The 13,090-nt window shown below is 67.7% G+C and carries 10 protein-coding genes and 1 tRNA gene; 3 read left to right on the top strand and 8 right to left on the bottom strand.

Annotated elements, in window-relative coordinates; all coding sequences use genetic code 11:
* Positions 1-3,973 (top strand): type I polyketide synthase (locus NV1_RS27900; RefSeq protein WP_157117414.1); only part of this gene is annotated, 3,973 nt, incomplete at its 5' end.
* Here NV1_RS27900 and NV1_RS27905 read toward each other — a convergent pair.
* Both NV1_RS27905 and NV1_RS27910 read right to left on the bottom strand, forming a co-directional pair.
* Entirely contained in the window at positions 3,970-5,199 is a 1,230-nt protein-coding gene (locus NV1_RS27905; protein WP_245713960.1) for a hypothetical protein, read from the bottom strand. The genes NV1_RS27900 and NV1_RS27905 overlap by 4 nt on opposite strands.
* Positions 5,200-5,400: 201 nt before the next feature.
* Positions 5,401-6,672: a diguanylate cyclase domain-containing protein gene (locus NV1_RS27910; protein WP_067897740.1), complete on the bottom strand. Its 1,272-nt coding sequence runs from the start codon at positions 6,670-6,672 to the stop codon at positions 5,401-5,403.
* A gap of 349 nt (positions 6,673-7,021) precedes the next feature.
* Between NV1_RS27910 and NV1_RS27915 the strand changes: the two genes are divergently transcribed.
* Positions 7,022-7,558, top strand: a complete 537-nt coding sequence (locus tag NV1_RS27915) for a DUF5666 domain-containing protein (protein ID WP_067897742.1) — start codon at positions 7,022-7,024, stop codon at positions 7,556-7,558.
* A gap of 23 nt (positions 7,559-7,581) precedes the next feature.
* Here the strand turns inward: NV1_RS27915 and NV1_RS27920 are convergent, their stop codons facing one another.
* The 6 genes from NV1_RS27920 to NV1_RS27945 all read right to left on the bottom strand — a co-directional run bounded on the left by NV1_RS27920 (position 7,582) and on the right by NV1_RS27945 (position 12,346).
* Positions 7,582-7,920 (bottom strand): hypothetical protein, encoded by a 339-nt coding sequence (locus tag NV1_RS27920; protein WP_067897745.1) that lies wholly within the window; start codon positions 7,918-7,920, stop codon positions 7,582-7,584.
* Between the two features lie 320 nt (positions 7,921-8,240).
* A tRNA-His gene (locus NV1_RS27925) sits at positions 8,241-8,313 on the bottom strand.
* A gap of 53 nt (positions 8,314-8,366) precedes the next feature.
* Positions 8,367-8,996, bottom strand: a complete 630-nt coding sequence (gene orn, locus NV1_RS27930; RefSeq protein WP_067897989.1) for an oligoribonuclease — start codon at positions 8,994-8,996, stop codon at positions 8,367-8,369.
* Between the two features lie 280 nt (positions 8,997-9,276).
* Complete coding sequence (locus NV1_RS27935) at positions 9,277-10,212, bottom strand: amidohydrolase family protein (RefSeq protein ID WP_067897749.1); 936 nt, start codon at positions 10,210-10,212, stop codon at positions 9,277-9,279.
* A gap of 317 nt (positions 10,213-10,529) precedes the next feature.
* The gene (gene cmrA, locus NV1_RS27940; protein WP_067897752.1) at positions 10,530-11,324 is read right to left on the bottom strand and encodes a mycolate reductase; all 795 of its coding nucleotides are present in this window, start codon (positions 11,322-11,324) and stop codon (positions 10,530-10,532) included.
* Positions 11,321-12,346 carry an NADP-dependent oxidoreductase gene (locus tag NV1_RS27945; protein WP_067897755.1) on the bottom strand — a complete coding sequence of 342 codons (1,026 nt, stop codon included), beginning with the start codon at positions 12,344-12,346 and terminating at the stop codon, positions 11,321-11,323. Before NV1_RS27945 ends, cmrA begins: the two co-directional genes overlap by 4 nt.
* Positions 12,347-12,469: 123 nt before the next feature.
* On the opposite strand from NV1_RS27945, the gene NV1_RS27950 reads away from it, so the two are divergent.
* Positions 12,470-13,021 (top strand): TetR/AcrR family transcriptional regulator, encoded by a 552-nt coding sequence (locus NV1_RS27950; protein WP_067897757.1) that lies wholly within the window; start codon positions 12,470-12,472, stop codon positions 13,019-13,021.
* Positions 13,022-13,090 lie beyond the last annotated feature (69 nt).

Here is a 13,090-nt window from a genome sequence, read left to right on the forward strand (position 1 = left end):
CGTGGATTGGTCTTCGGGTGCGGTCTCGTTGCTGAGCGAGTCCCGGGAGTGGCCGGAGACCGGTGCACCTCGTCGCGCGGGCGTCTCGTCGTTCGGGATCAGCGGAACCAACGCGCACGTCATCTTGGAGCAGGCACCCGACAGTGTGGCATCGGACGCGGCGGAATCCCATGGCGTGCGGTTGCCGGTTGTGCCGTGGACGTTGTCGGGCAAATCTGCCGAAGCGCTTGTAGGACAGGCGAATCGGTTGCTCGCGCAAGTACGGCGATATCCGGAGCTGGACGTGTCCGATATCGGCTTCTCGCTGGCGCGCCGGTCGATGTTCGAGCATCGGGCCGTCGTGGTCGGCAGAGATCGCGACGAGCTGATCCACGGCCTGACCGAACTGATCGAGGGCGAACCCGGCCGAAACGTCGTGCGCGGCCGTGTCGGCCTCGCGGGCGGGACGGTGTTCGTCTTCCCCGGCCAAGGCGCGCAATGGCTGGGCATGGGTGCGGACCTGTATGCGGGATTCCCGGCGTTCGCCGAGGCATTCGACGACGTGACCGACGTGCTGGACAAATATCTTGACCAGCCGTTGCGCGAAATCCTCTGGGGCCGAGACGAAGAGCTGCTGAACAGCACCGAATTCGCGCAACCCGCGCTGTTCGCGATCGAGGTGGCGCTCTTCCGGCTGCTGGAGAAGTGGGGGCTGCGACCGGATTTCGTGATGGGGCACTCGGTGGGCGAGTTGGCCGCGGCCCACGTGGCGGGCGCGCTGACATTGCCCGACGCCGCGGCGCTGGTCGTCGCACGGGGACGATTGATGCAGTCGCTGCCGACCGGCGGAGCGATGGTCGCGGTGCAGGCCGACGAGGACGAGGTTCGGTCGTCGCTGATCGATGGCGTCGCCGTCGCCGCCGTCAACGGCCCGCGATCGGTGGTGATCTCCGGTGCCGAGCAGGCAGTGCAGGCCATCGCGGATCGGTGGGGTGAGCAGGGTCGCCGAATTCACCGCCTGCCGGTGTCACATGCCTTCCATTCACCGTTGATGGAACCGATCCTCGCCGAATTCGGCGCGATCGCCGAAACCGTCGAAGTCACCGAACCGGAGATTCCGATCATTTCGAATCTCACTGCGGGACCGACAGATTCGGATTTCGGCTCGGCACGGTACTGGACCGGGCACGTGCGCGAGACGGTGCGATTCGCCGACAGCGTGCGGTTCCTGGAATCGGCGGGTGTGACTCGATTCGTCGAGGTGGGGCCGACCGGAGGACTCGCGGCATCGATCGAGCAATCGCTGTCGTCCCCCGACGTCGCCGCGACGATCCCCGTCCTGCGAAAAGGACGCTCGGAACCGGAATCGCTGATGGTGGCGCTGGGCCGTCTGGTGGTAGCGGGCGCATCCTGGGACGGCCTGTTCACGGGATCGGGTGCTCGTCGTATTTCGTTGCCGTCGTACGCGTTTCAGCGTCGTCGATTCTGGTTGCCGAGTTCGGCCGCGGCTGGTGACGCCGGCCGGTTCGGGGTGGACGAGGCCGGCCACGGCCTGCTGGGTGCGGTGGTGGAACAGCCCGGCACCGGCGGTGTCGTGTTGACCGGGCGACTGTCGCCGGCCGTGCAGCCGTGGCTGGCCGACCATCTGCTGGCCGGTGCGGCGATATTCCCGAATGCCGGTGTGGTGGAACTGGTCGTGCGTGCCGGTGACCAGGTCGGTTGCGGTGTGGTCGAAGAATTGGCGCTGCGAGCGCCACTGGTACTACCGACCGAGGGAGCGGTTCAGGTACAGGTCGCCGTCGGCCCCGGCGAAGAATCCGGACAGCGGACGGTATCGGTGTACTCGCGACGAAGTGCGGCTTCCGGCTGGGTGCTGCACGCCGAGGGAGTGCTGGGCCCCAAGGGTTTCGCGCCGGGTGGGTCGGATCTTTCGGCGTGGCCTCCGGTGGTCGCCACCGCGCTCGATATCTCCGATATCTACGAGAAATTGACGGCGCGGGGTTATGGATACGGCCCGGCGTTCCGCGGTCTGCGGGCGATGTGGCAACGCGGCGCGGAGCTGTTCGCCGAGGTCGCCGTCCCTGCGGAAACTGCTATCCGCACAACCGCTTTCGGCGTGCACCCGGTGCTCCTGGACGCGGCGTTGCACGCTGTGGTAGCCGCTTCCGGTGGGAGAGATATCGCGCTGCCGTCCGCATGGGAAGGTATTTGCCTGCACGCCGCCGGAGCCGATGTGGTGCGTGTGCGCGTCAGCCCTGCCGGTGCCGGTGCCGTGTCGTTGGAGTTGACCGACGAGGCCGGACTTCCGGTGTTGTCGGTGCGGTCGCTGACACTGCGTTCGGTGGCGGCCGCGGAGTTGCGTGCCGCGGCGTTGTCCGGGGCCGGTACGGACAACCTGTTCGAGCTGACATGGTCGCCGATACCTACCACCGGCCGACCTGTGACGCTGGTGAAGACGTTGGCCTGGAACGTATTCGAGCAGCACGCGACCTCGCCGGACGCGGTGTCGGATGCGGTCGCTCCGGATGCGGTGATCTTGGAGGCGAGTGCCCTGGGGGGCGACGTCGTGGCCGACGCTCACGACCTGACCCGCCGAGTGCTGGCAAGCGTGCAATCCTGGCTGACCCGGACCATTTCGAGTCCACTGATCGTGGTGACGCATCGCGCGGTCGCGTTGCCGGGTGAGGACGTGCGAGATCTGGCCGGTGCGGCGGTGTGGGGGTTGGTGCGGTCGGCGCAGACCGAACAGCCCGGCCGGATCATATTGGCGGACACCGATTCCCACGTCGATGCATCCGCGATCCTGGCGACCGGAGAAGCGCAGGTCGTCGTCCGTGCCGGGACCATCCATGCCGCGCGGTTGACCAGGGCTTCCGCTGAGCACGATATCGCCGGGGCCGAATTCGATTCGGCGGGCACGGTATTGATCACCGGGGGCACCGGGATGGCCGGCGCCGCGATCGCACGACATGTGGTCGCCGAGCACGGCATCAGGAATGTGCTGCTGGTGAGTCGGCGCGGTACGGAGGCCGACGGTGCGTCCGATCTGGTTGCCGAATTGACCGAATCGGGTGCCCGGGTGCGGGTGGCGGCCTGCGATGTGGCCGACCGGGACGCATTGGCGCAGTTGCTGTTCGACATACCCGCCGAGGCTCCGCTCACGGCCGTGATCCATGCCGCCGGAGTGGTCGACGACGCGGTGTTCGGTTCGCTGACCGCTGACCGCGTCGATACGGTATTGCGCGCGAAGGTCGACGGTGCGTGGAATCTGCACGAGTTGACCCGCGATATGAACCTTCCGGTGTTCGTGCTGTTCTCGTCGATGGCGGGCATCGTGGGCTCACCGGGACAGGCCAACTACGCCGCGGCGAACGCCTTCCTCGACGCCTTGGCCACCCGTCGCCGCGCCCAGGGTTCGGCGGCGATGTCGTTGGCGTGGGGACTGTGGGCTCAGGCCAGTGCCATGACCGGACACCTGGGTGCGCGGGAGATGGCCCGGATCGGCCGCGGCGGATTGGCGGCGATGTCCGAACCGGAAGCGCTGGCGCTGTTCGACACCGCACTGGGCCTCGACCGCGCCTGCCTGGCCCCGGCGCGGCTCGAGATGCGTGCCCTGGAGCGCGGAACCGACGTATTCCCGCTGCTCCGGACCCTCATCCCGGCGCCTGCGCGCAGACCGGCCGACACCCGGCGCGAGGTCGTACGGACCGATATCGACGAGCTCTCCCCGGCCGAGCGGCGATCCGAGCTGATGGCGATGATCCGTACCAAGGCCGCCGTCGTCCTGGGTTTCGCCGGCCCGGAAGATATCGACCCGGACGATCCGTTCGAAGATCTGGGCCTGGATTCGATGGGCGCGGTCGAACTTCAGAACAGCCTGGGCGCGGTGCTCGGACAACCGCTGCCGCCCGGACTGGTATTCACCTATCCCACGGCGACCGAATTGGCCGATCACCTTCTGGATGATCTGTCGGTAGAGGTGAATCCGGGCTAACCGACCCTGGAAATCTCGACCGAACCACCCGGCTCGTCCGTGTCGCGAATCCGGGTCGCGTCGAGCCGGGCCGCGACATCGACGGTGCGCAGCGACGGATCGGCCAGGTGCCGGCTCACCGCGGCCGACACCTCGGCGGCGATCCGGCGGCGGAGATTGCCGATCACGCCGATCGTGCGGGCCCGCAGCCCGTCGGCCCGCAGCTGGACCTCGATCTGTGCTGGGTTCGGCTGCTCCACATCGATCACGATGAGCAGCGGGGCGGCCGTGCGCGTCACCAGTACCAGCGGGATCTCCACCTCGGCGTGATAATGGTCGGCCTTGCGCACATCCACCACGACATCGAGCGTGACGGGGACGACCATATCGAAGGCGACCGTATCCTCGTCGGTTCGCTCACTCACCCTGGGCAACCGGATGGCGCCCCGCGCGGTCACCTCGGCCGCGTCGCGGGGTCCGGTGCGCAACGATTCCACATCGATCACCCGACCCGACAGGCTCTCGGCCACCGCGCGCACCCGCTCGGGCGTCACGATGCGCGGGAGGAAACGGCGACCGAACTCGGCGTACTCGATCCAGTCGTAGTTCGCGCGAGCCTCGTGCCCGGCGGGTTCGCCCGCCGAGATCGCCTCGATGTCGAACACCCGGGCCCGCCGGGCACGAGGCTCGGAGAGCATGACATCGAGCCGGTCGGCGACCTCTTTCCGGATCATTTTCGCCGTCGGTTCGAGCAGTACTTCCGCTTCGGCGTCGATGGCCTCGGCCCGGATGACCGGCGGGCCGACGTTCCGCTTGGTGACCGGCGGGATATCGATGACCACGAGCAACGGGTCGGCGGTGCGCGCGTGCAGCGTCAGGTCGATGTCGACGGCTGCTTCCAGCCGCAGTTCCCGTCCGCCCAGCGTGACGGTCAACTCCAGCCGCACCGGAATACGCACCGCGAAGACGACTTCCGATCCGGTGCGGGTGATCGCCGGACTACCGATATCACCCCGCACCCGCACGCGCGCGAGCTTGCCCGGCCCGACCGCGAACGGCCCCAGCTCGATCCGCCCGGCCAGACTGGAGACGGCCGCCTCGATGCGCGCGGGCGTAACCGCGTGCGCGACGAAACGTTCGCCGAACTCCCCATAGGAAATCCACGTGGGCAGGTCGACTTCGCTGGACTGTCGCATAGACTTCCCGGAATCTCGTGGTGTCGGACGGCACGCTCCCGCCCCGGGCATGGACCGTCAAATCTACCGACGAAGGGCCGACCGGCCAAGTGCCCGCACTGCCGCGCCGGTTATCGGGATCGCCTCCCGCGCAGAGAGTTTGCCCGACCAGTGGTCAGCGGCTTCCGGTCGTAGTCCGGAAACCCGGCTCAGGTCGCCGCGAAACGACCATGCCGATGCGGGCTACACCAGCCGCTGCATCACCGGCCGGGGCTACTGTCCGGTTGCCGGATCGTCGTCGGCGCGGTGCAGCACCCAGGTGCCGCGACCGGCCGCCTTGGCGTGGTACATGCCGACATCGGCGTCGTCCAAAAGCTTTTCGGCATTCGCACCGGCGACCGGGGTGACGACGGCGCCGATGCTCGCCGACATCGACAGCAGCTCGCTGGGCCCGACGGCAATCGGGTCGCGCAGCGTCGCGAGCATCCTCTCGGCGGTCGCGTGAGCCGCGGCGTCGTCGCAGGGCGGCGCGAGCAGTGCGACGAATTCGTCCCCTCCGATGCGGGCCACCGTGACCGCCGGTGACGCCATCGCCGCGTCGAGCCTGCGGCCGATCTCGGCGAGCACGCTGTCTCCCGTGCGGTGACCGTAGCGGTCGTTGATCACCTTGAATTCATCGAGATCGAGGAAGCACAAACCGATGTGATCGCCCGGGCGGGCCGCCGCGACGATGTCCTCCAGCCGCTCGAGCAGGAAAAGACGATTCGGCAGACCCGTCAACGGGTCGTGCCGGGCCTGCCACCACAGTTTCTGCTGCATCGCCCGGCGCTCGGTGATGTCCTCCCCGACGGCGAGCAGCCGGCGCCCACGTCCGTCCGCGCCGCGCACCAGCGTCATCGTCCACGCACCCCAGGAAACGCTGCCGTCGGCGCGCCGGAAGCGGCCTTCGAAGTACTCGGTGCCCTGTCTGCGTTCGTACAGGTCGACCACCACCTGACGGAGTTTGTCGCGGTCTTCGGGGTGCATCAGATCCAGTCCGGGCACACCCGGCAGGTCCTCCCGTTTCATCCCGACCATCCGCGCCGTCGTGGGATTGGCCTCGAGCGTGATGCCGTCGCTGTCGTAGAGCGCGATGGCCACCGCGGCGTTCTCGAACACCACGCGGAAGCGTTCGTCGGCTGCCTGGTGGGTCTGCGCGTGGACCTTCGACAGCTCGGTACCGTACCCACGGCCCAGTTCGCCCAGGAGCGCACCGAATCGCTGTGCCCGGTCCGGCCGCCGCGACCGCTCCAGCAAACCGGCAAGCACCGTCGCGGTCGGGGTCATCATGGTGGGCAGCGTCACGTGCGACCGAACCAGCTCGCCCCCGATTCGGTACGCGGGGGAAAGGTCGAACGGATCGGCCGACAGGGCGGCTTCGAGTTCGACGATCCATCGCGTGGTCAAGCTGCGGAGATCATGCGGCAGGGAGGTCGGCACGCCACCGCAATCGACCAGGGCCGCCGACCAGGTCCGCGCCATGTCGGCAACCTCGCCACCGTCCATCCGCGAGGACCTTCCTCCATCGCTGGATCATCGAGATCCAACATCGACGCCCCTCCCCTATCGCTAACACTCAGCATACGAAAGGACCGCGGTGAAAGTTCATCCGCATTCCAGAAACACCCGGCAGGCGTGGTCGCCATCGCCGGTCATGTCTCGCTGCTGGTGGATCACTGCGGGTTTCCGACGCTCGCCTGCGCGCGACCGGTTGGGCGCCGAGGCCGAGCGCCCGCGAAGGTAGGCTCGCCACCGCTGCCGACCGGAGTCGATGAACATGTGGCACAGCGGAATCCGTCCCGAGGGTGAGGATAGGTCTCTCGCGGTACGACGCGATAACGCCTACCCTCCGGGTATGAGGCAGCTGAGCAGCCCGTGGTCACATCTGCCCGAACGCGTCGCTGCTCCGGAGCCGGTCCGCCACGAGGACATTCATCCGCCGCCGCAACCGTGGATCATCGTGTACCGGCGATTGCGCGAGTTGCAGGGCTCATCGCTCGTCGTCATCGGGCTGTGCCTGTTGCTGGTGCTGGCAGTACTGTCGTCCTGCCTGCGCACCGACAACCATGCCGCGGCATCGCGCCCGGTGGCGAGTACCGCGACCGCCACACCCGCGACCGCCGCACCCGCGGCCGGCTCGCAAGCGAACCGCGGCATGACATTCGGACAGGTCACCGCCACCGACGGCACGATAATGACCGTCCAGGCGATGCTCGGTGGGACCGTTGTCGTGCACAGCACTCCGGCCACCGAGGTGCTGGCGCTGGGAGGCGGCCGGATATCCGATATCGCCGTCGGCTATGCGGTTTTCGTGCAGGGCGACCGTAATCCGGACGGGTCCATCGTCGCGAGCCTGATCATCGGCGCACCCCTGAGTCTTTCCGGTAAGTGATCGCCGGCAGCCACGTCACCCGGTCAGTGGCTGCTTGTCCGCTCAGCGCTCTTGCTGTCCTCTGCGGTTCGTTCCGCGCGCTGTGCTTTGATGTCGGCCTGCCACTTCTCGAAGTCGGCCCGCATCGTGTCGATCTGACGTTCGATGGCTTCCCTGGTGTCCGACCACCAGCTCTGCGCGGCCTCCTGCAACTCCGCCGTGGTCGTTTCGAGCTCGTTCTTCTCGTGCTCCAAGGTCGCGCCCAGCTCTTCCCGCTGAGCCTGCAGCATCGCTCGGTTCTTCTCCCGCGCCGTGGCCGAGGACTCTTCGAACTTCTTCACCTGCGCCGCGAGATCCATCAATGCTTCCGACAACGGTTTCATGTGCTTGTCCTTTCGAAATGGTTCATTCACACAAGGACCTGGTCATCCATTGCCATCAAGCGTGGCTTCTGTATTCCGCCGAACCAAGGGGAGAACGTCATCTGCTGTCCCGGGCGGATGCACCGGGACTCCGGACCGGTGTCAGCAGGGGCTACCGCACGCACTCGATGCGCTGCTCGGCGCAGGGCCGGATATCGCACGATCTCCAGAATGCGTTGTGCGCGAAATCGCGTACGCGGAGTGCTGCCCAATCCGCCGATGTGGAATAGAAAGTCGCAGTGCACGAAACCCTCGAGGGGTTCGCACACTGCGACGACAGGGGTGGCTGACGGGACTCGAACCCGCGACACCCAGGATCACAACCTGGTGCTCTACCAGCTGAACTACAGCCACCATGCCGGTAACAACCGGCGCGGTAGATACTAACGCGTACCCCTGTGCGGGACCTAATCGGTGCCTCGAGCTGGGTTTTTGCCGCGGGTGGTGAGCTGGGCGGCAACCGTGGCGATTTCCGCGGTGGAGGGCCCGGGGGCGGGGACGAAGGCGGTGCGGCGGTAGTACTCGAGTTCGCGGATGGACTCCTGGATATCGGCCAGGGCGCGGTGGGACAGCCCCTTCTCGGGCTGGCCGAAGTAGATGCGGGGGTACCAGCGGCGGCACAGTTCCTTGATCGAGCTGACATCGATCATCCGGTAATGCAGGTACTCGTCCAAGGCGGGCATATCGCGGGCCAGGAAGCCGCGGTCGGTGGCGATGGAGTTGCCTGCCAGTGGCACGGTGCCCGGGGTCGGAGCGAATTCCTTGATGTAGTCCAGGATCTGCTGTTCGGCCTCGGCCATGGTCACAGTGGAATTGCGTACCTCCTCGGTCAGTCCGGAACGCGCGTGCATCTCCTGAACGACCGGGGGCATCGCGGCCAGTGCCTGGTCGTCGGCGTGGATGACGATATCCACGCCCTCACCGAGGACATTGAGTTCGCTGTCGGTGACCAGCGCGGCCACCTCGATCAGCTTGTCGCTGTCCAGCCGCAGGCCGGTCATCTCACAATCCATCCACACCACAAGTTTGTCGGACACCTGGGCCACATTAGCGCCGCAACCGGGCCTCGGACCCCGGCCGGGCCGCATTTCGGGGTGTTTGCTCCGTTTCTCCTCGCGCGGCGACCTGCATTCGCGGCGCCTCGCGCGCCCGGAATCGGTCGTGACGAGATTGCTGGTTGGTGGTATGCGGCCGCGAGCTCTATGCGGCGGTTCGCCCGTACGCCCGTGCCCGCCGCTGAATTGGTTGCGCTGCAAAATGTTCGGTGGAGTGCCACGGAGTCCACCGCGGACGGTCCGGGCGGCGGGCCGGTCGCGATCAGGCGGCCAGGCGCGGGAACAGCGATTCGGCATTGCCGCGGTTGATCGCACGCAGGCCGCCTTCGGGCCAGGCGTCGTAACCGTCCAGGTAACGGTCGTTGTGGGCCACGGAGGTGGCTGGGGCGAACGGGCCGTCGCTGCCGTAGAGGATGTGCGCCGGGTCGGCGAACTCCTGGAGCGCCGGCAGGGACGTGGGGCTGGTGGCCAGGGCCGTATCGAAGTAGAAGCGCCGCAGTTCGGCCAGCACCTCCTCGGGATTCCTGTCGTCGCCGATCAGCGGTGCGGTCAGCGCGACCCGGTAGGCGAGGAAGGGGAGTGCGCCACCTGCGTGCGACAGGATCACCTTCACCCGCGGATGCCGGGACAGCACCCGCGAGTTGGCCATCTGCACGGCGGTGCGAGTGGTGTCGAACGGAAAGTCCACGATCGGGGCCACGATGCCCGGGAGGGCGGGCAGCTCCGATTCGGTGGGATGGACGAAAACCACCGCCGCGCGGGCATCCAGCTCGGCCCACAGCGGCTCGAATACGGGATCGCCGAGATAGCGTCCGCCCGCGTTGGTCATCAAGGTGACCCCGTCGGCGTGCAGGGTGTCGAACGCGTATGCCACCTCGGCGAGCGCGCCGTCGAGATCCGGCAGCGGCAGGCTCGCGAACAGGCCGAAGCGGTCGGGTCGGTCCTTGACCAGCTCGGCGGTGAATTCATTTCCCGCGCGGGCGGTTTCGCGAGCGCCGGCGTCGTCGCCGAAATGTGTGCCCGGTGCGCTGATGGACAACAGGCCGGTGGCGATCTCGTTCTCGTCCATCGCCGCGACGGCGCTGCTCGGCGACCATTCGGGCAGCGGCCAGCCGGCCGGATTGCGATCGATCAGGGTGCGCCGGTAGCTCGGCGGGAGGATGTGCTGGTGGACGTCGATGCGTGCGGAATCGGTCATTACCGGACTCCCTCGTCTGTGGATGCGTCGTCACGGTTAAATTAACAAGGGCTATCCGAGGTCGCGGGCGAGCAGGTCCCCGGCCGGTTCCATTGAGATCCGCGGTCGCGGAAAGTGATTCGGCCGTCGCGGTGCTACCGAGCGGGAAGCCGAACCTCTGTTCCGCCGCACCGGTTCGCACCGCTGGATGGCCGTGCACATCGGAATCGGGGGGACAGCCGCAGCAGTACCTGCTGCGGCCGGGTGGCCACCGCGGCCGGCAGGGTGATCTCGCCCACGCCGATCGTGTTGTGGTCGAGGGTGTCTCGAGGTGTGAGCTACCCGCCCAGCTTCTTGTAGAAGGCGCCGACGATCGGCGCGGTCAGCGCGCGGGGGGAGTACTGCCCCGCGACGCTCATACCCTTGCTGATCAGGCCCGGAACCACCCGCATCTTGTTGCGTTCGAGCGCGTCGATGGAGATCTTCGCGGTGTAGGCGGCGGTGACCCAGATGAAATCGGGGATCTTGTTGCCGACCTCGTCCTGATCCGGGTTGTCGGTGCGGACCGGTCCGGGCGCGAGCAGCGTGACGTTGACGCCGCTGCCGGTCAGCTCGCCGCGCAGCGATTCGGAGAAGCTGTTGGTGAACGCCTTGCTGGCCGCGTAGGTGGCGTTGTTCGGAATGGGCATGTTCCCGGCCGCCGATCCGGTGATCAGAATGCCGCCGCTGCGCCGCTTCAGCATCCCGGGCAGCACCGCGAGCGTCAGATCGTGCACCGCGACGGCGTTGAGCTCCATCACCGAGCGCTCGAAGTCCAGATCCAGCTTCGCGACCGGACCGAACGTCGCGACTCCGGCGTTGTTGCACAGGATCGCGATATCGCGGGAGGCGAGTTCGGTCGCGAGCGGGGCGCGCTGATCGCGATCGGAGAGATCCACCGCGCGCACCTCTGCGGCGACGCCGTATCGGTCGGTCAGTCGCTGGGCCAGCTCGGCGAGCAGATCGCCGCGCCGGGCGATCAGGATCACCGAATAACCCCGGCGGGCAAGCTCTTCGGCCAGCGCGGTTCCGATCCCCGAGGAGGCCCCGGTGACGACGGCACGATTATCTGAGGTGGGTGCGGGAAGACTCACGCCCGGGAGCCTACCGGGGTTGTGCGCCCCTGGGTCTGGTCGGCCTGTCCGGGCATCGAGGGGGTCTGTCCGGGGAGCAACAGGAGCTTGCCGCGCGCGTGTCCGCGCTGACTGATCTCGAGTGCCGTGCGCCAATCCTCGAGAGCGAAGGTGCGAGCGATGGGGATGCCGAACTTGCCGTCGGCCGCGCGCCGGGCGAATTCGGGAAGTGCGTCGAACGGCTCGGGCCGAGCCTCGCCGAAACTGTCCCGCGCGCCGAGTTCCGCGGCCTCCGGGAGTGACCCGCCGCAGGTCAGCACCCGCTTCGGGTCGTCTCCGGCGACCCGGATCAGATCCGGCAGCGCGCCACCGACCGGGGACGTGTCCAGGACGAGATCGACCGGGCCGTCGCTGATCGCCAGGAGCCGTTCGGCCATCCCGTCCCCGTAGGAGGTGACCTCGGCGCCGAGGTCACGCAGCCGCTGGGCGTGTGTCTGCCCGGCGGTGGCGATCACCCGCATACCGCGCGTGCGGGCGATCTGCACGGCCGCGTACCCGATGGTGCTGCCCGCGCCGTGAATCACGATCGTCTTGTCCGGATCGAGCCCCAACATCGTGAGGTGCACGAAGGCCGTGTCGACCGCCATCGGCAGCGCGGCCGCCCGGGTGAGATCCAGTCCTGCGGGAACGGGCGTCCAGCGGTCCATGATCGCGCGATCCGACGCGCCCGCGGTCGATGACCCGCGCCAGTCGGCGTTGCCGAGCACGACGTCACCGAGACGCACGCCGGTGACGCCGTCGCCGACGGCCTCCACCGTGCCGGACACATCGATTCCGATGCCGCGCGGAAGCCGGCCCGCGAACAAACCCCCGCACAATGCCCAATCCGCCGGGGCGAGTGCACAGGCGTGCACGGCTATCCGGATTCGGCCGGGCCCCGGTTCGGGGATCGGCACGTACTCGAGTCGCAGCACCTCGCCGGCCTCCCCGTATTCGTGGAATCGCACCGTGCGCATCGTGGTCGTGGGGTTGTTGCCGGTCATCAGCGTCTGCTCGCAATCGTGAGTTCCGATGCGGTCGCGTAAAATGGAACGCGATCCGTTTGCCGATTCAGCGTAACACGAAATGGAGCGTGATCCGTTTTGCCTGGGGTCGAATCGACCGAGATGCGCGCCGATGCCGCGCGCAATCGGGAGGCCGTGCTGGAGGCGGCCACCCGGACCTTCGCCGCATCGGCCACCGAGCCGTCCATGCGGGCCATCGCGCGCTCGGCCGGTGTCGGGATCGCCACCCTCTACCGGCACTTCCCGACCAGGGAGGCTCTGGTCGACGCCGTCTACCACGACCAGGTGCAACGTCTCACCCAGGGAGCCGGTGACCTACTGCGCCGGGTTCCCCCGGGCGAGGCGATGCGAGCGTGGATGGACCTGTTCGGCAGCTGGCTGTCGACCAAGCACGGCATGGTCGACACGCTGCGCAGCATGATCGATGCCGGTGAGATCGAACAGACCGAAACCCGCGACAAACTGCTCGCGGCGATCGCCGAGATCCTCGAAGCCGGAAGTGCCACAGGCGATCTGCGCGCCGATGTCCCGGCGGAGGACGTTGCGGCGAGCATCCTCGGCATCTTCACCGTCACCAACGGTCGAAGCGAGCAGGCCGGGCGGCTGCTCGATCTTCTGGTGGACGGCCTGAGAGTTCATTCCGGCCGGCGATGAGAACCCGCGGCCGACCGGGAGCCCGATCGGAGTAGGACGCGACGGGACGCCGGCCTCGCGAACGCACGC

The organism is Nocardia vaccinii NBRC 15922 (assembly GCF_001613305.1).
Taxonomy (GTDB): Bacteria; Actinomycetota; Actinomycetes; order Mycobacteriales; family Mycobacteriaceae; genus Nocardia; species Nocardia vaccinii.